Genomic DNA, 22,368 nt, shown 5'->3' on the forward strand with positions numbered 1-22,368 from the left:
TGTGCCGGACAAGGAAACGGTGCAGCGCCGACTTGCTGATGGCGATGCCCTGAGCTGCAAGGGCATCACGAAGTTCGAACAAGGTGCCGTCCCGGTGTTCCTCAAGCCACGACATGATCGCGTCGGCGTTGGCTTCGGTTTTGTACGAATGACGGTCTCCACCCAGCGGACCCGGTCGAACATGGCCCTGACGGACTTGCAGGTTTCGCCACCGGCTCACGCTGGCCGCACTGACGCCAAAGCGCTCGGCAGCCTCCCGGTGCGACGCTCCGGCTGAGACGGCGGCAAGAACACGTGCGCGAAGATCAACGGAAAGGGCTTTCGACATTATCTGCCGACCTCCATCGGCAGAAAGTTTGAATCAGAACCCATCTGATTTGCAAAGCCCAAATGATTCAATCAGTCAGGGAAACGCTCTAGCGGCCTGCCACAGTCTTCCGGGCAATTGAACTCGGCTGGGGCGAACCGTTCTACTTGCGCTGAAAGAAAAACGGCCGCCGCATGCGATCCCGTTTGCACAAGCCGGCAGCCAATGCTTAAACATTAGGCGATCCATCCCGTGGATTCGCCTCCCCATTCGTCGACAGCGTAGCCCGCTTTCCGGCGCCGCAGGACAGCCAGCATGCAAGCCTCCACCAATTTCCGCGGCATTCTTTTCATGTGCCTGGCGATGGTCACGTTCTCCTGCAACGACGCGCTGGTCAAATCCGTCACCGGCGCGATGAATGTCGGCCAGATCATCTTCGTGCGCGGGCTGCTGACGACGCTGATGGTGGTGCTGGCCGCCTGGCAGTTTCGCGCCTTTCGGCCGCTCCGAACCCTGATGAAGCCGGTGATCCTGCTGCGCATCGCCATGGAGGCGCTCGCCTCGGTCACCTATATCTCCGCCCTCGGCCAGATCCCGCTCGCCAATGCCTCGGCGATCATGCAGGCGCTGCCCTTGGCCGTCACGCTCGGCGCCGCCCTGTTCCTCGGCGAGCCAGTCGGCTGGCGGCGCTGGACGGCGATCATCGCCGGCTTCATCGGCGTGCTGATCGTGCTTCGGCCCGGTCCCGAGGGCTTCACGCCGGCGGCACTGACCGTCGTCGCCTGCGTGTTCGTCACGGCAACCCGCGATCTCTGCACCCGCCGCATCGGCCATGACGTGCCCTCGCTTTACATCACCGTGTCGACCTCCCTTGTCACAACCATCGTCGGTGCCGTCCTCATCCAGCCGATGGGCGGCTGGCAGCCAATGTCGGCGACGACCTTCAGCCACATCGCCGCCGCGAGCATCCTGCTGATGCTCGGTTACCAGACGATCGTGCTGGCAATGCGCGCCGGCGATATCTCGGTCATTGCGCCCTTCCGCTACACCAGCCTGATCTGGTCGATCGCGATCGGCATCTTCTTCTTTACGGAAGTGCCCGATACCTGGATGCTGGTCGGCGTTGCGGTCATTATCGGTTCGGGCCTCTACACCTTCTACCGCGAGACCCTGCGCGGCCGAAAAGCGGTCGCCCAGCGCTCGCTGACCGGCCCTTTGGAATAGGAGCCGCGCGATGCCGGACACCTCACGCCGTCTGATCAGCGAACCGCTACCCGCCGTCATCCTCGCAGGCGGACTGTCGCGCCGCATGGGAAGCCCCAAGCCCGACCTTCACCTGGGTGGCCGCACGATGCTTTCGCACATCATCGAGCGGCTTCGTCCCCAGGTCACCAGCATAGCCGTCAACCTCAACGCCGAACCGGCAGACGCCGTCGACGGAAATACGCCCGTCATTGCCGATACGGTTCCGGGTTTTCTCGGACCGCTCGCCGGCGTGCTGACGGCCATGCGCCATGTGGCAGGGGCTACGCCGGAAGCATCCCATGTCTTGGTCGTTCCCACCGACACGCCCTTCTTTCCCGATGACCTCGTCGCGCGACTGATCGCCGCCTTGACCCAACGTCAACAGATTGCCGTGGCGGCATCCGTCGGCCAGATGCATCCACTGTTTGCGCTCTGGCCAGTTGCGCTCGCCGACGAGCTGGAGACCTGGCTGACGAGCGACCCGAAGCGCCGCGTCCGTGCCTTCATCGAACGCCATGCCTCGGTAACGGTCGACTTTCCTGTCACCATGACGCCGAAGGGCGCATTCGATCCCTTCTTCAACGTCAACACTCCTGCGGATCTCACCGAGGCGAAGGAATGGTTGAGCTTTTTCGAGGACAGCAGAGCATGAACGCCATGAAGATCTTCGGCATCGCCGGCTGGAAGAATTCCGGCAAGACCGGACTGATGGTGCGGCTCGTCACCGAATTGACGCAGCGCGGCTACGTGGTTTCCACCGTCAAGCACGCGCACCACGACTTCGACATCGACAAGGTCGGCGCCGACAGCTACCGCCATCGCGAGGCTGGCGCCCACGAGGTGACGATCGTCTCCGGCACGCGGTTTGCGATCATGCACGAATTGCGCGGCGCACCGGAACCGTCCTTCGAGAACATCCTTGCGCGGCTTGCCCCTTGCGATCTTGTGCTCGTCGAAGGCTACAAGCGCGAACCGATCCCGAAAATCGAGGCCCGGCGCCTGGAATCGGCGAACCGAGAGCCGCTGGCCCCCACCGATCCGCACATCTGCGCGATCGCTGCCGATCACCCGGTTGCCAATGCCGATCTTCCGCTTTTCGACCTCGACGACACCATCGCGATCGCCGATTTCGTGGAGAAGGTCACAGGGTTGCAGCGCAAAGGCGTCTGAAAGGCGCGAAGGCGCTGCAGGCTCAACGCTGCGAGGCGCGGCGATACTCTTCGGGCAGCTTCGCCAGCAACTCCTGCGCCTTCCGCATCCCCTGCGCGGCGGCCTTGGCATACCATTCGGCCGCGGCTGAAAGGTCCTGCTCCACCCCATCGCCTCTCGCATAGGCGATACCGAGAAAGAATTGCGCGTCGGCATTTCCTTGCTCCGCCGCCTTGCGGAACCACCGGACGGCAGCCGGAGCGTCAATCTCCACGCCGATGCCGTTCAGATAGGCCATGGCGAGATTGAACTGCGCCAAGGCATAACCCTGGTCAGCCGAAAGCTTGTAGAGCCGCGCCGCTTCCTTCACGTTCTTCTCTATACCTTGGCCGTTCGCATACATGACCGCCAGGTTGAATTGCCCCTTGGGATCTCCGCGATCAGCAAGCATCAGGAACCAGCGGTGCGCCTCCGCGTAGTTTTCATTAACGCCGGCACCCGTCAGGTACATGGCGCCGACATTCATCTGGGCTTGCGGGTTCCCCTGTTTTGCCGCCTTCAGGAACAGCTCGAATGCCTGAGCCTCGTCCTTCTCGACGCCGCGACCCAGCATGTAGAAGATTGCCAGATCCACCTGCGCCGAGGCCATTCCCCGGTCGGCCGCCAAGCGGCACCACTTTACCGCTTCCCGATCGTCACGCCCGACGCCGAATGCGCGCACGTAGATGGTGCAGAGGAGATTTTGTGCCTGCCCATTTCCGGCACGCGCAGCAAGCCGCAGCCAGCGATCCCCCTCCTTGGTATCGACCCGCCCGGCCTCGCTGTTGAAATAGAGCCTGCCGGCATTCGTTTGTCCTTCGATGTTCCCCTGCTCGGCTGCTCGCACATACCAGTTGAGCGCCTCGGGAACGCTACGTTCGACACCGGTGCCTCTCTCGTACATGACACCGAGATTGAACTGAGCGCGGGGTTCCCCGCCGATCGCGGCGCGCGACTCCCATCGGTAGGCCGCTGCGTCATTTCTCAGCGTGCCGTTGCCCTGCAAGTAGGCGACGGCGAGATTGTGCATGGCCGCAACCAGCCCCTGCTCTGCCGCCTTGCGATACCATTCGAAGGCCTCAGCAAGGTCGCGCTTCGTTCCACGCCCCTCCTGGAGCAGGTAGCCCAGGTTGTATTGGGCGGTGGCGTAACCTTGTTCCGCAGCCAACCGATAGTAGACGATAGCCTGCGCCTCGTCCTTCGCGACACCCAAGCCGCGTTCGTAGTGAACCCCGAGACTGAATTGGGCGGCCGGCATCTTCTGCTCGGCTGAAAGCCGATACCAGCGTAGCGCCTCGGCATAGTTCTGCCTCACGCCCTCGGCACCGTTGAAATAGATAGTGCCAAGCAGGAATTGCGCTTTCGCGTTACCCTTCTCGGCCGGCCCCCGATACCAGCCGATGGCTTTCAAAACGTCACGCGCAACACCCTCACCTGTCTGGTAGCGTATGCCGATATCGATCTCAGCCTCGACATCGCCTTTCTCGGCGCGCTCCAGCACTTGCTCGAACGGCTGCAATGGCGCACTCGCACCATCCGCGCGCGCAGGCGACGCGAATGCCTGCGATAGCAGCGCGATAACGAACCCGATAACGATACGCTTCATCCACTCCTCCAGAGCCAGACGCATAGCTCGACAAGCCTAAGGGGGAGCTGCCGGCAACGGAAAATGGAATTCGACAAGCCGCTACTTTGCGTCGAGCAGCGGCCTTGCAACTGTCATGAGAGAAACGGCTTGGTCGAGCACGCACAATCCACCACGCGATATGGGATATGGAACGTCGCCGCGCTCGGGGAGATATCACTCGACGCAGACATTTTCCGGCGTTGACCATTTCCTGACGGACATTTTCCGCAGCCAGCCGCCAAAGACCGTCAATTCGTCGCGCCGACCGTCATTTCATCCGGAATGTCGTTCAACCGGACGAAGCTGTAGCCCTTCGCCTTGAGGTCGAGGATGCCGCGCGCGACGCCGGCGCCGGCGGAATGGGTCGGCTGGTTGATATGGGCGATGATGACGTCGCCGTCCTTCGCTGCGCGAATCCGCTTTTCGGCGACGGCTGCGCCGAGCAGCGAGCCGCCGTCGCCGTTCACCGAGTAGCCGGCGATGCGATAACCCATGGCGCGGATCTGGCGCATCGACGAATGGGTATATTTGGCGGTTGCCCCACGGAACCAGTGCGGCGCCGGCAGGCCATGCGCCTTGATCGCCGTCGCACCGCCATCGACTTCGGCCGCAACCGCAGCCTCCGATCCGGCCGCCGCCAGACCATAGACCGAGACCTTCACGTCGATCGGCGGCACATGCATCGCGCCGTGATCCTCGATCTCGAACAGATCCGGATGCGCCTTCATCACCTCGACGACGAGGCCGTTGCGCTTCAGCCAGCGCGCGGTCACGAAGATCGTCGCCGGAATGTGGTTCTCGATCAGGGTGCCGAGGATGCGCATGTCGGTCGCGCCGCTGCAGGCATCGAGCGTCAGGGCGACGCGCGGCGCCCCGCTCTTTCCATCTGGATTGGCCGGCAGCCGCAGATCCGGCTCCACGAGCCCCGGTGCTGCGACAGCCGATTGGGTGAGCATGGCGAAGGCGAGGAACGGCAGGGCAACGGCTTTCATGGCAATCCGGAAATTAATGAGGCTGGAGATCTGTGAAACGACGGAAACCCGCCTTTTGCGAGGCGGGTTTCCTAGAGCTATTCGGACATTCCTGCCCGAAGCTTGATCAGCGCAGTGCGACTTTTATCAGCGCTGGGCGACTTTGTTAGCGCTGCGCGACCGGACGGACCAGCGGCGTGACGCGGCGAATGGTGACGCGGCGGTTCTGCTGTTCGGCCTCCTCAGTCCGCACCTTGAGGAAGCGCTCACCGTAGCCCTGGGTCACCAGGTTTTCCGGCGGGATGCCGTAGACCTCGGTCAGCAGGGAGGCGACCGATTCGGCGCGCTTGTCCGAAAGCACGAGGTTCGAGCGGTCCGAGCCGACGGCATCAGTGTGGCCTTCGATGAAGAAGGTTTCACCCGGATCCTTCGCCAGAACCTTCTCCATTGCGGCCGCGACCTTGCGCATGGTTTTCGCCTGCGACATCGACACTTCGGCGCTGCCCGTCGGGAAGGTGATCGTATCGAGATCGATACGGCGAACCTTGTCGCGCAGGCGAGCCGAATGACGCACCTCGTCCATCGTGTAGACGCGCTCGACACGCTCGACCGGCGGCTCGGCCAGGAACTCGTAGTAGTCACGGTCCGGGTCGTCGGAAACGTCGGCAATATAATCACTCACCGGGATGCGCAGGCGCATCGGCGGCAGTTCGTAGCCGACGTCGATGATCGCCGGACGCGGACCTTCGTCACGCTCAGGCGCATAGATCATCAGATATTCGTTGCCGTCGCGGTCAACGCGCGAGCGCTGCAGGATGTCGCCGTAACGGTTGTAGACGGTGACGATCCGATAGCCGCCCGGACGCAGGATGGTTTCGCGGGTACGACCGCGCGGAAGTTCGTCGTAATAGGTCTCTTCCGCATCGTGGCGCAGGCGCGGACGATCGTCGCCACGCACGAAGATCTGGTCGCCAACGCCGAGGATCACGCGGTTGTCGACCTGCTCGACGACCTTCACCTCGGTGATGTTGTTGGTGACGTTGTTGACGGTCGTGTTGTTGTTGATCACCGTGTTGTTGATGACGGTGTTGTTGACGATGTTGGTCGTCTCCGGAACCACGAAGACCGGCGCCTCATCGACGCGCGTGCCCTTTTCGTTGAGGTTCGCCTCGATCTTCTGCGTCAGGTCGGCCGGGGTCTCGGCGGTGATGGCAGCCTGGGATGCGGCATCGTCTGCCGGCGCCGGCGCGTCTTCTTCCTTGGCGCGCAGCTCCTCGCGCAGCTTCTGGCGCTCTTCGCGCGCCTGGTTGCCGCCGGCATTGTCGGCGTCCTTGTCGCTGTCGAGCACGGCCGCACCGTTTTCAACCGGCAGAACGACGGTCTCGTCGGTCGCCGCCGGGTCTTCGGCGATCTTCACCTTTTCTTCTTCGGTGCGGGTGTCGACCACTTCCGGAACCGGCTGCTGCACCTGCGGCTGCTGCTCGGCGGTCGCCGGCTGCTCGGTCCCCGGGACGGGCTGACCTTCGCCGGTCTGCGGCTGCTCGGTGCTCGGCACAGGCTGGCCCTCGCCGGTCTGCGGCTGCTCCGTGCCAGGTACTGGCTGGCCTTCGCCAGTCTGGGGTTGCGGCTCCGTGCCCGGCGCCGTTTCGGTCGGCGCGGGTTGTTCGCCGGCCTTCTGCTCCTCGGTCACGGGCGGCTGCTCGCCGGCCTTCTGCTCCTCGGTGGTCGCAGGCTGTTCGGCTGCCTTGCCGCCTTCCGGCGGGCAAGCGGTCGATGCATCCTGACCTTCCGGTACGACGCAGGTACCGGGCTGAGCCTGTTCCGCAGCTTTCTGCTGTTCTTCAGCTGCCTTCTGCTGTTCGGCAGCCTGGCGGGCAGCTTCCTCTTCAGCAGCCTTCTGCTGTTCAGCGGCTTTCTGTTGCTCTTCGGCAGCCTTCTGCTCTTCGGCTGCCTTCTGTTCGTCAGCGGCCTTCTGCTGCTCGGCCGCCTGGCGGGCAGCTTCTTCCTCAGCCGCCTTCTGCTGTTCAGCGGCTGCACGGGCAGCCTCTTCCTCGGCAGCCTTCTGTTGTTCAGCCGCCGCGCGGGCAGCCTCTTCCTCGGCAGCCTTCTGTTGTTCAGCCGCCGCGCGGGCAGCCTCTTCCTCAGCGGCCTTCTGCTGTTCAGCGGCTTGGCGGGCAGCCTCTTCCTCAGCGGCCTTCTGCTGTTCGGCGGCCTGGCGGGCAGCCTCTTCTTCGGCAGCCTTCTGTTGCTCAGCAGCCTGGCGCGCAGCCTCTTCTTCGGCCGCCTTCTGCTGTTCGGCCGCCTGGCGTGCTGCCTCTTCTTCGGCCTGGCGCTGCTTCTGCAGCAGCAGCTCTTCCTCAGACTGACCGCCACCCTCCTGTGCAACCTCGAATGGCTTCATCAGGTTGTCGGCGACAGCGGGCGGAACCGCGACGGACACCGACAGCACCGGCAGCGCGACGGTTGCAAACAGCTTGGATCGAATCGACATTTGTCTTCCTTCCTCTTCTTGGGAGGTCCTGGTCCCGCATCCTCTTCCCAGCGTATGACACGGCTAAGAATGGGTGCGAACGCGAATACTCACGGGGCCTTGACCCAAGGTTCCGGCTTTTTTGTGTTGCCAACGACACGCGCCGTCAAGTGCAATGCCCGAGCCACGCGCCGGTTCCTTGATAAGGGCTAGCGGAGGCAAGATTAACCGGCGCTGAACGCACCGTTCATGTTCATTGCGCGACCCGCCACCACAATCTGCGGTCGAAATCCTTTTCCCGGTGAGCACCTTCGCTTTCCTGTTGATTTTTACAGGAAAAGAGTACGAATATCGCCGCAACCGGAGGCAAACGCTCCGGCAGAAATTGGCATCCGTGAAAAACAAAAAACCGGATGTCGGCCAACAGAGAGGACTATCATGCGTATTTCCAAGCGGCTGGCAGCCGCCGCATCGGCTGCCGTTTTCGTGCTCATGGCAGGCTCGGCCATGGCCGACGGCGAAAAGGTCGTTATCGGCACGGAAGGCGCCTACCCGCCCTTCAACAACCTTGCAGCGGATGGCACGCTGACGGGCTTCGACATCGACATCGCCAAGGCACTGTGCACGGAAATGAAGGCCGAATGCACCTTCGTCACGCAGGACTGGGACGGCATCATTCCGGCGCTGATCGCCAAGAAGTTCGACGCCATCATCGCATCCATGTCGATCACTGCCGAGCGCAAGGAAAAGGTCGACTTTACCAACAAGTACTACAACACGCCGCCGGCAATCGTCGTGCCGAAGGATTCGCCGATCACCGAGGCGACCGAGGCAGCGCTTGCGGGCAAGACGCTCGGCGCGCAGGGCTCCACCACCCATTCCAACTATGCCGAAGCGCATATGAAGGGTGCCGACATCAAGCTCTATCCGACGGCTGACGAATACAAGCTCGACATCGCCAACGGCCGTATCGACGCCGTCATCGACGACGTCGTCGTGCTCTCCGAATGGCTGAAGTCGACAGACGGCGCCTGCTGCAAGCTGCTCGGCACGCTGCCGATCGACCCCGTCATCAACGGTGAAGGCGCCGGCATTGCCGTGCGCAAGGGCGACGACGCGCTGCGCGAAAAGTTCAACAAGGCGATCGAAGCGATCCGCGCCAACGGCAAGTACAAGGAAATCAACGAAAAGTACTTCCCGTTCGACGTTTATGGCAGCTGATTGACGGGATCCGGCGCGATTTCCTAGTGAATCATGCCGGAGAAACGTCAGTTCATGCGAAAAATGCAACGGCGGACGGCTTGCCCTTCCGCCGTTTTTGTTTGACAAGAGCCTAAAACAAAGCGCGATCGATACACACAAAAACGGCGCAAAGGGGAAACTTCTGACATGAGCGGGTTGTTTACCGGCTTCTATTCCATCCTTTCCTGGATCGGATCGATCGTCGATCCATTCTGCGGCCCCGTCGGGGTCTTTCGTTGGCTGGCGCCCGGCACCTTGCTGGCCTGCGGCGATACAGGCTGGGGCGACGATATCGCCTACGGCTTCGTGGTTACCGCGAGCCTTGCCATCGCGACGCTGCCCGTCGGCCTGCTGATCGGCTTTTTCATCGCCCTCGGAAAGCAGTCCGAAGAGCGCACCATACGGTTGGCCGCCAATATCTACACGACGATCTTCCGCGGCCTGCCCGAACTGCTGACGCTCTTCATCGTCTATTACGGCCTGCAGATCCTCGTTCAGCAGTTGCTGGCGACGCTCGGCTACGAGGGGCCGGTGGAGATCAACGCCTTCTTCGCCGGCATGATCGCGCTCGGCGTCGTGTTCTCCGCCTATTGTTCCGAAGTGCTGCTCTCGGCCTTCAAGGCCATTCCGCATGGACAATACGAGGCCGGCGATGCCCTTGGCTTGCATCGCGGCAGGACCATGCGCCTCATCATCCTGCCGCAGCTCGTGCGCATCGCGCTGCCCGGACTCGGCAATCTCTGGATGGCGCTGCTCAAGGACACCGCCCTCGTCTCGGTGGTGGGCCTGACCGACATCCTGCGCCAGACCGGCGTAGCCGCCCGCGTTACCAAGCAAGCCTTTGAATTCTATGGTGTCGCCTGCGTGCTCTTCCTGATCCTCGCGATGATTTCCTCGATCGTCTTTGCGAACCTGGAACGCTGGACCAAACGTGCGGAGATGGGCCGATGAGCGCTGTTGCAACGATGATCCCGCCGCAGGCCCCGCCTCCGGTTCCGCCAAGGCCCTATACCCTGACCCGCTTCGTCGGCAGTGTCGCGCTCGGCGTCTGGCTGGCGCTTGGCGTCGGCATCTTCCTGACCGTCGTCAATGGCTGGGACCCGGAGAAATTCGCGAAATACGGACCGCGCTTCCTCTCCGGCCTCGGCGTCACGCTGATGCTGGTCTCGATCTCGATTGTCCTCGGCGCCCTTCTGTCGCTGCCGATCGCGTTTGCCCGCATGTCGAAGAACAAGCTCTGGTCGTGGCTCGCCTACGGCTATGTCTATTTCTTCCGCGGCACGCCGCTGCTCGCGCAGCTCTTCCTGATCTATTACGGCCTCGGCAGTTTCCGCCCGCAGCTCGAAACGGTCGGCCTGTGGTGGTTTTTCCGCGATGCGTGGAACTGCGCGCTCTTCGCCTTCACGCTCAACACCGCAGCCTACCAGGCGGAAATCCTGCGTGGCGCAATCGGGAGCGTGCCGCGCGGACAGCGTGAAGGTGCCGCCGCCCTTGGCCTGCCCGAGCGCGTCGCTTTCTGGAAGATCATCCTGCCGCAGGCGATGATCGTGGCGCTGCGCCCCTACGGCAATGAAATCATCCTGATGATCAAGGGCTCGGCGATCGTCGCGATCGTCACCGTCTTCGACCTGATGGGCGAAACCCGTTACGCCTTTTCCCGCACCTTCGACTTCCAGATGTATATCTGGGCGGCCATTCTCTACCTGATCATGGTCGAGATCCTGCGCAACATCTGGAGCATGCTGGAAGCGCGGCTAACCCGTCACCTCAAGCGCTGATTCCGGAAATCACCGACGAGCAAAGCTTGGCAGCACTCTCCGCGAGATGCTGCCAAGCTTTTGTTATTTCTTACGAAAGTTTCATTTCAGGGCAAATATTAGCCCTTGATTAAGAAATCGGGCGTTTCATCATAGAGACCAACCTTTGCGAGAAGTGAGGTCCTAATGACGAACGAAATGGAACTGCAACTGAAGGGCTACGGCCTGACGACCGCTCAGATCCTCTACCACATGCCGGATCATCCAACCTTCCTCCAGACCTATGTGTGGCAGCACTACGACCTGGCACCGGACTTTCCGGAAATGCGCAGCTTCCTGAAATTCTGGGAAGAGAAACTGGATGGACCGCTGCATTCGGTGCGCTATGTGCATCGCAAGCTGATCTCGGCGACGGAATGGCGCGCGCTCAAAGGCGAGTTCATTCTGCACTGAACCGCCGATCGAAACCGAGGAGCCTAAGGTGGCCTTCGGTCAGGCTACCGGCGTTGCGATCGGCAAGCCCTGATAACCGCGATCGCTCAGCGTTGCGGACGCTGCAGCCGATGCGCTCTCAGACATGCACCTCGCCATGCGCCAGTTCGCCTTCACGCGGCTCCCTGTGCAGCGAGCCGTAAAGGACAAGCGCATAGAACAGCAGAACGCCCAGGACCACCGGCCAGCCAGGCAAAGGGCCGAGTGCGGCATTCTCGGCGACATCGGTCCAGGACCGCACATGCCCGAAGGGTTCGCCATTGGCCGACATCTTCGGCGAGGAGATCTTCAGCGCCCAGGCCAGCAGCAGGATCAGATACATCCAGCAATAGTTGCGCTGCAGCCGCCGACAGAGCGCCTCGCGATAGGTCATCAGAAATGCCGGCTTGCGCAGGCTCTTGGCGATCGCCGCCGCCCAATTGAAGTTCGGCGCGCCGTCCGGCGCCAGGATTTGCGCGAAGTATCCGCGTTCCAACTGCCGCACGCGGGCGCGATAGACATCGAAGAAGCGGTAACGCCGCGCCTCGATCAAGAGCAGCAGCGTAATCAGCAGCATCGCGAAGAGCAGCACGCCGTGATGTGACGTCGGCGTCGACAGCGATACCGAAAGCAGCGCCGCAACCACAGTGATAGCCCAGTTCGAGGTTCGGTCGATACGGTCGCGCCAGCCGGCCATGCGGCCCATTTCACCGCGGTAATAATGCACGACCGCGTTGATCTGCTCTTGGGATGTTTGCGGCAGCGGCGGCCCCTTCGGCTCCTTGATCTCCCCACTGATGATCAGCGGACCGAGCTCGGCGGACATCGGCGTTCCTCCCGTCTTTTCTTATGCTTGCGATGATGACTCCTTTCCTCTCGCCGATAAATCCCGACGGCGTCGCAGGGCGCCGTTTTTCGTTCAAAAGGCCAATGAAAACCTATTTGTCGTCCGGATACCGATTAATCCGCTCCGGTAAACGATCGCCGACGGCGATTGCCAAAGCGCCTCTGCGGACGTAAGAAGCGCCCATGACCCAGAAGAGCACGAAAATCGACGAGGAAGCGCTGGCGGAAGCCTATAACCGCGCCCTCTCCCTGGAAAAATCCGGCAAGTTCGATGCCGCCGCCGATGCCTATGCCGAAGTGCTGGCGCTCGACCCGGAAGACCACGGCGGCGCTGCCGTGCGCCTGGCCTCGATGGGACGCGGCGAGACGCCGGTGAAGGCGCCTGACGCCTATGTCGCCACCCTCTTCGACCAGCATGCCGAAGTGTTCGACAACGTGCTCGTCGACCAGCTCGGCTACTGCGTGCCGCTCCTCGTGCGCCAGCGGCTGCAGGCGCTTGAGCTTGGCCCGTTCGATCGTGTGCTCGATCTCGGCTGCGGCACGGGGCTCACCGGCGGCGCGCTCCGTGATATGGCCGACGACATCACCGGCATCGACCTCTCGGAAAACATGGTCGAGATCGCGCATGAGAAGGATCTCTACGAGACGCTCTACGTCGCCGAAGCGGTCGATTATCTCGACGACAACGACGACGAGCCCTTTGATCTGATCGTTGCGACCGACGTGCTTCCCTACATGGGCGCGCTCGAAGCGCTGTTCTTCGGCGCCGTCGACAACATGGTGCCCGGGGGCCTCCTGATCTTCTCCAGCGAGACCCTGCCCACCGAGACCTTCGCCGGCCGCGATTTCATGGTCGGCCCGCACCAGCGCTTCGCCCACGCCGAGAGCTATCTCCGCAACCGTCTCGCCGCCACAGGTTTCGAGATCGTCGAAGTCGGCGACATCACCGTGCGTCTGGAAGAAGGCGAACCGATCGCCGGCCATCTGGTGGTCGCCCGCTTCAAGCCCTGATCACCTGCAGCTTCCTTAAGTCGTCTGCTATGTAAGGATAAAAATAGGGTGCCGCGGCGCTGAAGGCGGCGCGGCATGGCCGCATGAAAAGGGCGCATCCCACTTTGCGCCCTTCCCTCTTTTCGAGAGCTATCTAACAGGTGCCACCAGTCGCACCTTTTGGCCCATAGCGACTGGGGGCGCCGACAAAGATCGGGCGCGGAGCCCTTACTGGTGCGCCAGCGCCGTCTTGCCCAATGAAAACTGCCTTTCGTAGAAAATCCGGACGGACAGAACGACGCCGCCAATGAGGATCGCGATCCCTGCAGCTTCCATCGCGGTCGGCCATCGCGCATGAACGACGAGACCGCCGATGACCCCAAATGCAGTTTCCGAAACGATCAATTGCGCGGCCAGAGCAACGGGCAAGCTTCGAGACGCGACATTCCACGCCCACACTCCGCATACGGTTGCCAGAAGCGCGAAGGATGTACCCCAAAGATAGAGTGAGCCGGCGGCGTGCCACCCAAAACCGAGTTTTGGAAGCTGAAAGAGACCCATCGCTGCTCCAGCCGGGTAGAAGGCCAGCATCAAGACACCTCCGCCAACGAGTATAAGCGCGGACCACACTCCAGAGGGCATTTCAGGTCGGGCGGCCAATGCGGCCTGATTGGCAATCGCAAACCAGACCCACAATGCCACCGCCGCAAGCGCCAGCGGAACACCGATCCAGAAGGAACGGACGGATTCCAGTCCCTCTGCCGTGAACGCTGTGCCATTGACGAAAACAAGACCGAGCAGCACCAGCATGAGAGGCCCCGTCAGGGATTGCCATGACACCGATCCCTGCCGCTGGTTGCCGACCACCATCAGAACGAGCGGAACCAAACCGAGAAAGGCGGGAGCAATCACCGGCCCAGCAAAGATGGCAGCTCCTGTCACCGTCAGGAAGTAGCCGACGTAGCCGATGAAGGCGAGCCAGATTGCTGAAAGCCAGTTTCGGAGCGTCAGGTGTTGTATCACCCCTCTATCCGAAAACAGAATGCAGAGGCCGACCAGAGCCGAGACCACATGACGGACAAGAGCAAAATCAAAGGTGGAGTAGTCGCCGATGATGAAAGGCACAACGAAGTTGAGCGAAAAGGCGAAGGCCGCGAAGAGTGCGGCAAGAACGCCTATGTAAAAACTCTTGTCCATAGTCCAGCCTCATTGGTTTTTCGGACGCTAGTGCTTCCCTTCACGGTCCGCCATGCATGTGTTTGACAAACACCTTTTCCAGATTGGAAGTCGGCTCTTGAACGACCTAGCAATTGAGCGAACTGTGCCTGGAAGGGCGCGTTGGACTTCAACTTCGGGGCCAACGTCGCTGGATTAGAGCGGCTCCATGTATACGGCGTGTGTTTGGCGAGCGCAGATGTGTACCAGAATGTACGGCGGGTGGGTTTTCGCGGCAGTTGAGGCGCCTGGTGAATGTTCGCGGTACGCAACTGCCACGCCACCGCTGGCCTGTGCCACATAACAGCACTCTTTTCCGCTCCCGTTCCATCGGCTACACCAAAGCGAAAGCAATGGGAGTATTCGGAAAATGGCAAAGGTCGCATTCATCGGTCTCGGCGTCATGGGCTATCCCATGGCCGGCCACCTCAAGGTCCGCGGCGGACACGAGCTGACGGTCTACAACCGTACCTTCGCCAAGGCCGAGAAATGGGCGGCCGAGTTCGGCGGCCGCGCAGCGCGGACACCGGCCGAAGCCGCCGATGGCGCCGAGTTCGTCTTCTCTTGCGTCGGCAATGACGACGACCTGCGCTCGGTAACGACCGGCAAGGACGGCGCCTTCGAAACGCTGAAGGCCGACGCCGTCTTCATCGACAACACCACCGCTTCGGCCGAAGTCGCCCGCGAACTCTATGCGGCAGCGAAGGCGCGCAACGCTCACTTCATCGATGCGCCGGTCTCCGGCGGCCAGGCCGGCGCCGAAAACGGCGTACTGACCGTCATGTGCGGCGGCGATGAACCGGCTTTCGATCGCGCCAAGCCGGTCATCGAAGGTTTTGCCCGCATGGTTGGCCTGATGGGCCCGGCCGGCGCCGGCCAGATCACCAAGATGATCAACCAGATCTGCATCGCCGGCCTCGTCCAGGGACTGGCCGAAGGCATCCACTTCGGCAAGAAGGCCGGGCTCGACATCGAGAAGGTTGTGGACGTCATCTCCAAGGGTGCTGCCGGCTCCTGGCAGATGGAAAACCGCCACAAGACGATGAACGCCGGCAAATATGACTTCGGCTTTGCGGTCGACTGGATGCGCAAGGATCTCGACATCGTGCTGGCGGAGGCCCGCCGCAACGGTGCCAAGCTGCCGGTGACCGCTCTCGTCGACCAGTTCTACGGCGATGTCCAGGAAATGGGCGGCAACCGCTGGGATACGTCCTCGTTGCTCGCCCGCCTCGAAAAATGAGCCTCGGCCCGTCCTCGACCGCAGACGAGATCATCGCTCACCTGCGGTCGCTCGGCTCTGAAGACAATCTCGCCGGCATGGCGCGCTTCGGCATCGTCACCGAAGCCGCCCTCGGGCTCTCCAATGTCGAGCTGCACAAGGTGACGCGGCAGGTGAAGGTGGATCACCGCCGCGCGCTGAAGCTTTGGCAGTCCGGCATCCGCGAGGCGCGCATCCTGGCCGCGTTTACCGCCGACCCGAAAGAACTGACGCTGGAAGAGGCGCGCCGCTGGGGCGACGATTGCAATTCGTGGGAAGTGGTCGACACCGTTGCCGACCTTTTCATCGCCGCCCGCTTCGAGCGCGAACTGATCCCGGAATTCGCGGCCGACGAACGTGAATTCGTCCGGCGCATCGCCTTCGCGATGATTGCGACCGCTGCGGTCCACCTGAAGAAGGAACCGGACGCGACGCTCCTGAACTGGTTGCCGCTGATCGAGCGGCACGCAACCGACGAGCGGAACTTCGTGAAGAAGGCGGTCAACTGGGCGCTCCGACAGATCGGCAAGCGCAATTCCGCCTGCCATGGTCCTGCACTGGCGCTCGCAGAGCGCCTGGCCGAAAGCGCAAACCGCGCCGCCCGCTGGACGGGCAAGGACGCGGTTCGCGAACTTAAGAGCGACAAGGTGCTCGCGCGGCTTGGTCTCGATCAAAGCTGAGCCCGCTAGCGCAGGCGCCTCAATCCTCGGCGGATTTCGCCTGGTCGATCATCATGTAATCGAGCGGAAGCTCGGTCGTGTACTTGATCTGCTCCATGGCGAAGGCAGAAGAGACGTCACGGATCTCGATCTTGGCAATCATGCGCTTGTAGAACGCGTCGTAGGCGGCAATGTCAGGCACGACCACGCGCAGAAGATAGTCGACGTCGCCGCTCATGCGGTAGAATTCGACCACCTCGGGAAACTCGGACACCACTTCGGAGAAGCGGCGAAGCCATTCCATCGAGTGCGAGTTTGTGCGGATCGACACGAACACCGTGACCTTGGTGTTGATCTTCACCGGATCGAGAAGGGCGACACGGCGGCGGATGACGCCGTCCTCTTCCATCTTCTGGATGCGCCGCCAGCACGGCGTGGTCGAAAGTCCCACCTTCTTGGCAAGGTCGGCAACGGCCAGCGTGGAATCCTCCTGCAACAGGCGCAGGATTTTGCGGTCTAGGCGGTCCATGAAAGTCCCTCTCGAATTATTTTTCCCTCTATAGCGCGAAATTGGTGAAGATAAAGAAAATTGTTTCAGGTTGTGAGCATAAGAACCCGCTCCCGCAGGAACGGCAGAACATCGGCCTCGAACCAGGGATTGCGCTTCAGCCAGCCGGTGTTGCGCCAGCTCGGATGCGGCAGCGGCAGAATGGCGGGATCCGCATTGCGCATCGCGTAGCGCCGCCAGTCCTTTACCGTCTCCGTCATCGATTTCGGGCATTCCGGACCGATATGCCAGCGCTGCGCATAATGCCCGATCGTCAGCACCAGCTCGACCTGCGGCATCTGATCCATCACCCGCTGCCGCCAGAGCGGCGCGCATTCCCGACGCGGCGGCAGGTCGCTGCCATGGGCGTCATAACCGGGAAAGCAGAAGCCCATCGGCACGATCGCGAATTTCGCCGGATCGTAGAAGCTCTCGCGGTCCACCCCCAGCCATTGGCGGAGCCGATCGCCGGATGCATCGTTGAACGGCAACCCGCTGTCATGCACACGAAGCCCGGGCGCCTGTCCTGCGATCAGGATGCGTGCCGTGGTCGAGATCACCGCCACCGGTCGCGGCTCATGCGGCAGGCGGTCGTCGTCGCCACACAGCGGACTGTCGCGGCAGATGCGGCAGGCGGCAATTTCTGCTCTCAGCCGCTCCAGGTCCGGGACATCGTTCTCAGGCATTGCCGATACCCGCAAACAAGGCGGTCAGCCGCTCCATGAGCCAGCGCCTTATGGTCTCGAGCCAACCATCGACCAGATGCGGCCCCTCGTCCGGATGGTCATTCGTGCGGCGCCATTCCTGCGGGGTCGTGAACGTGCCGACCCAGATGCCGCGCCGCTCTTTCTCTGCCCGCGCCTCTTCCGCTTGATAGCGCCCGTAGCTGACCGCATAGCCGGAGAGCACCATCTCACGGCCAATGTCCCGCCCGCCCGCTTCGCATGTGCCGAGATCGCGACCGTACCGATCGCGGCCATGAAAGCGGCAGCGGACATCGCCGGCGGAAATCAGCGCTCTCAGGCGATCGCGCGCCTGGCGGCCGCAATCCCAGGTCTCGCCATCGCGCTCGCAGCTCTGGTCGAGTTCCGGCGCATCGATCCCCTCGATGCGGATGCGCTTGCCGTCAAGGCGAAGACTGTCGCCGTCGCTCGCCGACGCCGCTCCACGCGCCTCCCCGGTCGCCGCACGCTCCCCCACGGGCAGCTTGTCGGCGTAGTAGGCAACGATCGAAAGCAACAGAAGAATGATCCATCCGCCGAGCATGCCGCCACGACCGGCCGATCGCGACCGGCCCGAAGACCCTCCGCCTCGCCCGCCGGTGAAGCGGTATCTCGCCCGGCCTGATTTCACGTTTCCTGCACCTTTATCGCTACGCGCGCTCCCTGATCGAACCGGGACCGCATCACAAACATCGACGATTCCAAAAACTTAGAGGCGGAATCTCATGTGCCGGCTCTCAACTTTTGGCCAAGGACACCACCGCGCCATAATGGTTGTCGAATCCTTCACACACGGCAGCAACTTCTTAAGGATTGCTCACTAGACTGCAAGGAAACCATAACCTTCGCATAAGAGCATGAGTATCGCTGCCAGCACCTCGACAGATAAGATCATTGTCGACAAGTCGCGAAACCATCGAAACAAGGCCGTTTCGAGGACGGTTCGCGCGACGCGAGAGCGGCTGCAAACGGGCTCGTCCGTGCCTTCGGGCTTCGAGCGCGAAATGCTCAATCTTTACATCGATTCGGCCCTGCACGGCGCCATCGCCATACCGGTGCTCGTCGCCCTGATTGCCGCCGTCGGGGTCTATCTCTCCGGCAATCTCAGCATCATCGTCTGGGCCGTCATGACCCTTTCGGCGCATGCGGTGACGCTGGTGCTAGCGAGGAAGGCGTGCAAGAAGGACATCGTTGCCGAAAAGGTCCCGGTCTGGCGCCGGCGCTTCCTGCTCGGCCAGCTGTTGATTGGCCTCTGCTGGGCAGCCTTCGTTGCGCAGGATTGCGCGTCGTGCGGTGATGTCCGCTTCGGTTTCTTCGAGGGCACTGCCCTGCTTTTCGCGCTTGCGGCCACTGCCATGGGCACGTTCCTGCTGCGCAATGCCCTGCTCTGCACCTTCACGCCCGTGGTCGCCGCACTGGCCTTTGTCTCGCTGACGACTGGCAATCCGATCTATATCGGCCTCACGGGCATCATCTCGCTGGCGCTGCTCTTCCTCGTGTTCATGACCGATCGCATGAACCGTGCCAATGTCCACATCCTCTCGGTTCAATCGGAGAAGGATGACCTGATCGCCGAGCTCGAAGTGGCAAAATCGATGTCGGACGAGGCACGGCGTCGGGCGGAGGAAGCGAACCTCGCCAAGTCGCGCTTCCTGGCCTCCATGTCGCATGAATTGCGCACGCCGCTGAATGCCATTCTCGGCTTCTCCGAGGTCATGTCGACGGAGGTTCTGGGTCCGCTCAGCAACCCGACCTACAAGGAATACACCAACGATATCCATCGTTCCGGCGAGCATCTGCTGAACCTGATCAACGAGATCCTCGACCTGTCGCGCATCGAAGCAGGCCGCTACGACCTGAACGAGGATGCGGTCAGCCTCGTCGAGATCGCCGAGGACTGCGTCGGCATGGTGCAACTGAGGGCGCGCGCCAAGAACATTACCATCCACTCGCAGTTCGAACTTGGCATGCCCTCGGTCTGGGTCGACGAGAAGGCAATGCGGCAGGTCATCCTCAATCTGCTGTCCAACGCCGTGAAATTCACCAATTCGGGCGGCGAAGTCACCTTCAAGGTCGGCTGGACGGCCGGCGGCGGACAATATCTCTCGATCAAGGACAACGGTCCGGGCATCCCGGAAGAGGAAATCCCGATCGTTCTGTCGGCCTTCGGTCAGGGCTCGATCGCCATCAAGAGCGCCGAGCAGGGCACCGGCCTCGGCCTGCCCATCGTCCAGGCCATTCTCGCCAAGCACAATGGCGAATTCATCCTGCGCTCCAAGCTTCGGGAAGGCACCGAGGCGATCGCCATCCTGCCGGCCCGCCGCGTGCTCGAGAGCCTGCCGGCAGTCGAGGACGTGGCAGCCCCGATCCGTCGTCGCAAGAGTTTCGCCTGATCCATGTTCATCGAAACGCAACGCTTGAGGCTTCGGCCCTGGGAGCAGCGCGACGTCGCGCCCTTTGCCGTCGCCAATGCCGATCCGGACGTGCGCCGCTACTATTTTCCTGACATTCTGACGCGAGAGGATACCGCGGCGATGATCGCCGACTGCGACCGGCACCTGCGCAGACACGGCTTCGGCTTTGTGGCCGTCGAGCGCAAGGCTGACGGAGCGCTCATCGGCGGTCTCGGCCTTTCGCATGCCGGAGACGAAATCCCCGGTGGCCCGCATGTCGAAATCGGCTGGATCCTCGCCCGCCCCTACTGGCGGCAAGGATATGCGCTCGAAGCGGCAAGCGCCTGTCTGCACCATGCCTGGTCGGCGCTCGCGCTTGCCGAGGTTATCGGCTATACCTCGCGCATCAACGAACCATCACGCGCGCTTATGGAAAAGCTCGGCATGCGCTCGGATCCGGCGGAGGATTTCGATGACGTGACGGTGCCAGAGGGCAACCCGCTGCGCCCGCACGTGCTCTATCGGATCGCGCCGAACGATCGGCGGTAACGGATCAGTTCATGAAACCGTCGAAGATCACGACGTAGCCGGCATAGACGCCGTTGGCGATGATCAGGCAGAGGCAGGCGAAGGAGCCGAGATCCTTGGCGTTCTTGCCCATTTCCGAGATTTCCGGCGAGACCCGATCGACGATTTCCTCGATCGCCGTGTTGATCGCCTCGAAGGCCATCATCAGCAGGAACAGGATCGCCATCGCCACGAACTGGAAAAAGGTCGCGCCGACGATGGCGAAGGCAACCATGGCGATGCCGAAAGCGATCAGCTCATGGCGGAAAGCAGCCTCGCTGATCAGCCGTTTCGCGCCGCCCAGCGAATAGCTGGCGGCAGCGAAGAGATGCCGAATGCCGGTCTGCTTCTCGACGGGACTCGTCTGTCCAATGCGGTGCGTGGTGTTCTTGGCGTCCATTTCTTCTCGACAAGGCTTGAAACTGCGCTTGCTTCGACATCGTGAATGAGGCGAATGCAAGGCGTTTGCCGGTTGCAGGCGTCTGCTGCATGTTTCCTTAAATTCCATCCGACTTAAGGATGAAAACATGCAGCACTTCAAAGTGCTGCAGCGACCTTTGCGCGTCTGACGAGACGCGCGGCGCTGTCAGACAATAGTTAGGGCTGCATGTGCGCTTTGGATAGGCGAGAAGCACGCGGCCATCAAGGCCCGCCACACGCGGGAATAGCGCCCGCGACAGGCTTTGGACAGCAATCGGCCGGCTTTGCCGTGAAAGCCGGCCGTATCTTGATTATTCCTTGTTGCTGACGCCAGCCTGCGCGAAGGTCGCCATGCCGCTGTGGCAGGCGGCCGCCGCCTTGACGATGCCGGCGGCAAGGGCCGCACCCGTGCCCTCGCCCAGCCGCATGCCGAGCGCCAGCAGCGGCGTCTTGCCGAGCTTCTCGATCGCGCGGATATGGCCCGGTTCGCCCGAGACGTGGCCGATCAGGCAGTGGTCGAGGGCTGACGGATTGGCCGCCTTCAGGATTGCCGCTGCCGCAGTCGCCACGTAGCCATCGATGATGACGGGCACCTTCTGCACGCGGGCTGCGAGGATCGCGCCCGCCATCGCCGCGATCTCGCGACCACCGAGGCGGCGCATCAGCTCGAGCGGATCGGAAAGGTGATCGCGATGCAGCGCCACCGCCTTCTCGACAGCGGCGATCTTGCGCTTCAGTACCTCGCCTTCGGAACCGGTACCCGGACCGACCCATTCCTCGGCGGTGCCACCGTAGAGGCCAAGATTGATCGCCGCCGCAATGGTGGTGTTACCGATGCCCATCTCGCCGATGCACAGCAGATCCGTGCCGCCGGCGATCGCCTCCATGCCGAAAGCCATTGTGGCCGCGCAATCCCGCTCCGAAAGTGCCGCTTCCTCGGTGATGTCGCCGGTCGGATATTCGAGCGCCAGGTCGAAGACCTTGAGGCCGAGGTCGTGGCTGACGCAGATCTGGTTGATCGCAGCACCACCGGCGGCGAAATTCTCGACCATCTGGGCGGTAACGGACGACGGGAACGGGGTGACGCCCTGACGGGTGACGCCGTGATTGCCGGCGAAGATCGCCACCAGCGGCCGGTTGACCGCCGGCGCCTTGCCGGTCCAGGCGGCGAGCCAGAAGGCGATCTCTTCGAGACGTCCGAGCGCGCCCGGCGGCTTCGTCAGCTGTGCGTCCCGCTCGCGCGCCGCGACCAGCGCTGCCGCATCCGGCCCCGGCAGGTTACGCAACAATTCGCGGAAATCATCAAACGGCAGACCGCTGGCACTCATGCTGGGAATCCTTGCATATCGTGAATCTACGCTCCTCATAGAGGGCGTCGAATATTCGGGCAACGGCATTTGCGCCAATCGGCGTCGCCGGAGCATGATCCGTCACGGGACGGACGATTCGACGCACGGCGTTTTGCATGCTCAC

23 protein-coding genes are annotated in these 22,368 nt (G+C 62.3%); 12 read left to right on the forward strand and 11 right to left on the reverse strand.

Annotated elements, in window-relative coordinates:
- On the reverse strand, positions 1-328 hold a 328-nt coding region (locus tag ACTJKM_RS29655; protein ID WP_440639882.1), incomplete at its 3' end, for a helix-turn-helix domain-containing protein.
- 294 nt (positions 329-622) lie between these two features.
- Here ACTJKM_RS29655 and ACTJKM_RS29660 point away from each other — a divergent pair.
- Genes ACTJKM_RS29660 through mobB form a run of 3 tightly spaced genes read left to right on the forward strand, consistent with a single transcriptional unit; the run spans position 623 to position 2,722 of the window.
- Positions 623-1,531, forward strand: coding sequence for a DMT family transporter (locus ACTJKM_RS29660; RefSeq protein ID WP_058328844.1), 909 nt, complete (start codon positions 623-625; stop codon positions 1,529-1,531).
- Between the two features lie 10 nt (positions 1,532-1,541).
- Positions 1,542-2,204, forward strand: a complete 663-nt coding sequence (mobA, locus tag ACTJKM_RS29665; RefSeq protein ID WP_058328845.1) for a molybdenum cofactor guanylyltransferase MobA — start codon at positions 1,542-1,544, stop codon at positions 2,202-2,204.
- The gene (gene mobB, locus ACTJKM_RS29670; protein WP_058328846.1) at positions 2,201-2,722 is read left to right on the forward strand and encodes a molybdopterin-guanine dinucleotide biosynthesis protein B; all 522 of its coding nucleotides are present in this window, start codon (positions 2,201-2,203) and stop codon (positions 2,720-2,722) included. The genes mobA and mobB overlap by 4 nt, the downstream gene beginning before the upstream one ends.
- Positions 2,723-2,744: 22 nt before the next feature.
- Here the strand turns inward: mobB and ACTJKM_RS29675 are convergent, their stop codons facing one another.
- The 3 genes from ACTJKM_RS29675 to ACTJKM_RS29685 form a co-directional block, all read right to left on the reverse strand.
- A complete protein-coding gene (locus ACTJKM_RS29675) occupies positions 2,745-4,346 on the reverse strand; it encodes a tetratricopeptide repeat protein (protein WP_058328847.1) in 1,602 nt (533 codons plus the stop codon).
- A 269-nt stretch (positions 4,347-4,615) separates the two neighbouring features.
- Positions 4,616-5,359 carry a polysaccharide deacetylase family protein gene (locus tag ACTJKM_RS29680; RefSeq protein WP_057248845.1) on the reverse strand — a complete coding sequence of 248 codons (744 nt, stop codon included), beginning with the start codon at positions 5,357-5,359 and terminating at the stop codon, positions 4,616-4,618.
- A 145-nt stretch (positions 5,360-5,504) separates the two neighbouring features.
- Positions 5,505-7,829 (reverse strand): OmpA family protein, encoded by a 2,325-nt coding sequence (locus ACTJKM_RS29685; protein ID WP_058328848.1) that lies wholly within the window; start codon positions 7,827-7,829, stop codon positions 5,505-5,507.
- A gap of 417 nt (positions 7,830-8,246) precedes the next feature.
- Here ACTJKM_RS29685 and ACTJKM_RS29690 point away from each other — a divergent pair, with 417 nt between their 5' ends.
- The 4 genes from ACTJKM_RS29690 to ACTJKM_RS29705 all read left to right on the forward strand — a co-directional run bounded on the left by ACTJKM_RS29690 (position 8,247) and on the right by ACTJKM_RS29705 (position 11,260).
- Positions 8,247-9,029: an ABC transporter substrate-binding protein gene (locus ACTJKM_RS29690; protein ID WP_057248843.1), complete on the forward strand. Its 783-nt coding sequence runs from the start codon at positions 8,247-8,249 to the stop codon at positions 9,027-9,029.
- 168 nt (positions 9,030-9,197) lie between these two features.
- Positions 9,198-10,001, forward strand: coding sequence for an ABC transporter permease (locus tag ACTJKM_RS29695; RefSeq protein WP_058328849.1), 804 nt, complete (start codon positions 9,198-9,200; stop codon positions 9,999-10,001).
- The gene (locus ACTJKM_RS29700) at positions 9,998-10,828 is read left to right on the forward strand and encodes an ABC transporter permease (RefSeq protein ID WP_058328850.1); all 831 of its coding nucleotides are present in this window, start codon (positions 9,998-10,000) and stop codon (positions 10,826-10,828) included. The genes ACTJKM_RS29695 and ACTJKM_RS29700 overlap by 4 nt, the downstream gene beginning before the upstream one ends.
- Before the next feature lie 165 nt (positions 10,829-10,993).
- Positions 10,994-11,260, forward strand: a complete 267-nt coding sequence (locus ACTJKM_RS29705) for an usg protein (RefSeq protein WP_057248840.1) — start codon at positions 10,994-10,996, stop codon at positions 11,258-11,260.
- 118 nt (positions 11,261-11,378) lie between these two features.
- Here the strand turns inward: ACTJKM_RS29705 and ACTJKM_RS29710 are convergent, their stop codons facing one another.
- The gene (locus ACTJKM_RS29710; RefSeq protein WP_058328851.1) at positions 11,379-12,104 is read right to left on the reverse strand and encodes a DUF2270 domain-containing protein; all 726 of its coding nucleotides are present in this window, start codon (positions 12,102-12,104) and stop codon (positions 11,379-11,381) included.
- Positions 12,105-12,307: 203 nt separating this feature from the next.
- Between ACTJKM_RS29710 and ACTJKM_RS29715 the strand changes: the two genes are divergently transcribed.
- A complete protein-coding gene (locus ACTJKM_RS29715; RefSeq protein ID WP_058328852.1) occupies positions 12,308-13,135 on the forward strand; it encodes a class I SAM-dependent DNA methyltransferase in 828 nt (275 codons plus the stop codon).
- A gap of 207 nt (positions 13,136-13,342) precedes the next feature.
- Here the strand turns inward: ACTJKM_RS29715 and ACTJKM_RS29720 are convergent, their stop codons facing one another.
- Positions 13,343-14,311: a DMT family transporter gene (locus ACTJKM_RS29720; RefSeq protein WP_058328853.1), complete on the reverse strand. Its 969-nt coding sequence runs from the start codon at positions 14,309-14,311 to the stop codon at positions 13,343-13,345.
- A gap of 388 nt (positions 14,312-14,699) precedes the next feature.
- Between ACTJKM_RS29720 and ACTJKM_RS29725 the strand changes: the two genes are divergently transcribed.
- Entirely contained in the window at positions 14,700-15,569 is an 870-nt protein-coding gene (locus ACTJKM_RS29725; protein WP_058328854.1) for an NAD(P)-dependent oxidoreductase, read from the forward strand.
- Positions 15,566-16,267 (forward strand): DNA alkylation repair protein, encoded by a 702-nt coding sequence (locus tag ACTJKM_RS29730; RefSeq protein ID WP_058324056.1) that lies wholly within the window; start codon positions 15,566-15,568, stop codon positions 16,265-16,267. Before ACTJKM_RS29725 ends, ACTJKM_RS29730 begins: the two co-directional genes overlap by 4 nt.
- A gap of 19 nt (positions 16,268-16,286) precedes the next feature.
- On the opposite strand, the gene ACTJKM_RS29735 is transcribed toward ACTJKM_RS29730, so the two are convergent.
- The 3 genes from ACTJKM_RS29735 to ACTJKM_RS29745 form a co-directional block, all read right to left on the reverse strand.
- Positions 16,287-16,775 carry an Lrp/AsnC family transcriptional regulator gene (locus ACTJKM_RS29735; RefSeq protein WP_057248834.1) on the reverse strand — a complete coding sequence of 163 codons (489 nt, stop codon included), beginning with the start codon at positions 16,773-16,775 and terminating at the stop codon, positions 16,287-16,289.
- A gap of 65 nt (positions 16,776-16,840) precedes the next feature.
- Positions 16,841-17,479 carry a uracil-DNA glycosylase family protein gene (locus ACTJKM_RS29740; protein WP_058328855.1) on the reverse strand — a complete coding sequence of 213 codons (639 nt, stop codon included), beginning with the start codon at positions 17,477-17,479 and terminating at the stop codon, positions 16,841-16,843.
- Entirely contained in the window at positions 17,472-18,146 is a 675-nt protein-coding gene (locus ACTJKM_RS29745; RefSeq protein WP_245296220.1) for a thermonuclease family protein, read from the reverse strand. Before ACTJKM_RS29745 ends, ACTJKM_RS29740 begins: the two co-directional genes overlap by 8 nt.
- Before the next feature lie 226 nt (positions 18,147-18,372).
- Here ACTJKM_RS29745 and ACTJKM_RS29750 point away from each other — a divergent pair, with 226 nt between their 5' ends.
- A complete protein-coding gene (locus ACTJKM_RS29750; RefSeq protein ID WP_058328857.1) occupies positions 18,373-19,908 on the forward strand; it encodes a sensor histidine kinase in 1,536 nt (511 codons plus the stop codon).
- A 3-nt stretch (positions 19,909-19,911) separates the two neighbouring features.
- Positions 19,912-20,457 carry a GNAT family N-acetyltransferase gene (locus ACTJKM_RS29755; protein ID WP_058328858.1) on the forward strand — a complete coding sequence of 182 codons (546 nt, stop codon included), beginning with the start codon at positions 19,912-19,914 and terminating at the stop codon, positions 20,455-20,457.
- A gap of 4 nt (positions 20,458-20,461) precedes the next feature.
- Here ACTJKM_RS29755 and ACTJKM_RS29760 read toward each other — a convergent pair whose 3' ends face one another.
- Both ACTJKM_RS29760 and cobT read right to left on the reverse strand, forming a co-directional pair.
- The gene (locus ACTJKM_RS29760) at positions 20,462-20,875 is read right to left on the reverse strand and encodes a diacylglycerol kinase (protein WP_058324051.1); all 414 of its coding nucleotides are present in this window, start codon (positions 20,873-20,875) and stop codon (positions 20,462-20,464) included.
- A 331-nt stretch (positions 20,876-21,206) separates the two neighbouring features.
- Positions 21,207-22,223, reverse strand: coding sequence for a nicotinate-nucleotide--dimethylbenzimidazole phosphoribosyltransferase (gene cobT / locus ACTJKM_RS29765; protein WP_057248828.1), 1,017 nt, complete (start codon positions 22,221-22,223; stop codon positions 21,207-21,209).
- Between the last annotated feature and the right edge of the window lie 145 nt (positions 22,224-22,368).

The sequence above is a fragment of the Ensifer sp. 22460 genome (assembly GCF_052044935.1).
In the GTDB taxonomy this organism is placed as follows: Bacteria; Pseudomonadota; Alphaproteobacteria; order Rhizobiales; family Rhizobiaceae; genus Ensifer.

Excerpts from the sequence above, each read along its gene's own strand:
- ACTJKM_RS29690 (WP_057248843.1), top strand. The coding sequence starts at position 8,247 with ATGCGTATTTCCAAGCGGCTGGCAGCCGCCGCATCGGCTGCCGTTTTC.
- ACTJKM_RS29760 (WP_058324051.1), bottom strand. The coding sequence starts at position 20,875 with ATGGACGCCAAGAACACCACGCACCGCATTGGACAGACGAGTCCCGTC.
- mobB (WP_058328846.1), top strand. The coding sequence starts at position 2,201 with ATGAACGCCATGAAGATCTTCGGCATCGCCGGCTGGAAGAATTCCGGC.
- ACTJKM_RS29750 (WP_058328857.1), top strand. The coding sequence starts at position 18,373 with ATGAGTATCGCTGCCAGCACCTCGACAGATAAGATCATTGTCGACAAG.
- ACTJKM_RS29715 (WP_058328852.1), top strand. The coding sequence starts at position 12,308 with ATGACCCAGAAGAGCACGAAAATCGACGAGGAAGCGCTGGCGGAAGCC.
- ACTJKM_RS29700 (WP_058328850.1), top strand. The coding sequence starts at position 9,998 with ATGAGCGCTGTTGCAACGATGATCCCGCCGCAGGCCCCGCCTCCGGTT.
- ACTJKM_RS29735 (WP_057248834.1), bottom strand. The coding sequence starts at position 16,775 with ATGGACCGCCTAGACCGCAAAATCCTGCGCCTGTTGCAGGAGGATTCC.
- ACTJKM_RS29705 (WP_057248840.1), top strand. The coding sequence starts at position 10,994 with ATGACGAACGAAATGGAACTGCAACTGAAGGGCTACGGCCTGACGACC.
- ACTJKM_RS29740 (WP_058328855.1), bottom strand. The coding sequence starts at position 17,479 with ATGCCTGAGAACGATGTCCCGGACCTGGAGCGGCTGAGAGCAGAAATT.
- ACTJKM_RS29710 (WP_058328851.1), bottom strand. The coding sequence starts at position 12,104 with ATGTCCGCCGAGCTCGGTCCGCTGATCATCAGTGGGGAGATCAAGGAG.
- ACTJKM_RS29685 (WP_058328848.1), bottom strand. The coding sequence starts at position 7,829 with ATGTCGATTCGATCCAAGCTGTTTGCAACCGTCGCGCTGCCGGTGCTG.
- cobT (WP_057248828.1), bottom strand. The coding sequence starts at position 22,223 with ATGAGTGCCAGCGGTCTGCCGTTTGATGATTTCCGCGAATTGTTGCGT.
- ACTJKM_RS29720 (WP_058328853.1), bottom strand. The coding sequence starts at position 14,311 with ATGGACAAGAGTTTTTACATAGGCGTTCTTGCCGCACTCTTCGCGGCC.
- ACTJKM_RS29725 (WP_058328854.1), top strand. The coding sequence starts at position 14,700 with ATGGCAAAGGTCGCATTCATCGGTCTCGGCGTCATGGGCTATCCCATG.
- ACTJKM_RS29680 (WP_057248845.1), bottom strand. The coding sequence starts at position 5,359 with ATGAAAGCCGTTGCCCTGCCGTTCCTCGCCTTCGCCATGCTCACCCAA.
- ACTJKM_RS29660 (WP_058328844.1), top strand. The coding sequence starts at position 623 with ATGCAAGCCTCCACCAATTTCCGCGGCATTCTTTTCATGTGCCTGGCG.
- ACTJKM_RS29755 (WP_058328858.1), top strand. The coding sequence starts at position 19,912 with ATGTTCATCGAAACGCAACGCTTGAGGCTTCGGCCCTGGGAGCAGCGC.
- mobA (WP_058328845.1), top strand. The coding sequence starts at position 1,542 with ATGCCGGACACCTCACGCCGTCTGATCAGCGAACCGCTACCCGCCGTC.
- ACTJKM_RS29730 (WP_058324056.1), top strand. The coding sequence starts at position 15,566 with ATGAGCCTCGGCCCGTCCTCGACCGCAGACGAGATCATCGCTCACCTG.
- ACTJKM_RS29695 (WP_058328849.1), top strand. The coding sequence starts at position 9,198 with ATGAGCGGGTTGTTTACCGGCTTCTATTCCATCCTTTCCTGGATCGGA.
- ACTJKM_RS29675 (WP_058328847.1), bottom strand. The coding sequence starts at position 4,346 with ATGAAGCGTATCGTTATCGGGTTCGTTATCGCGCTGCTATCGCAGGCA.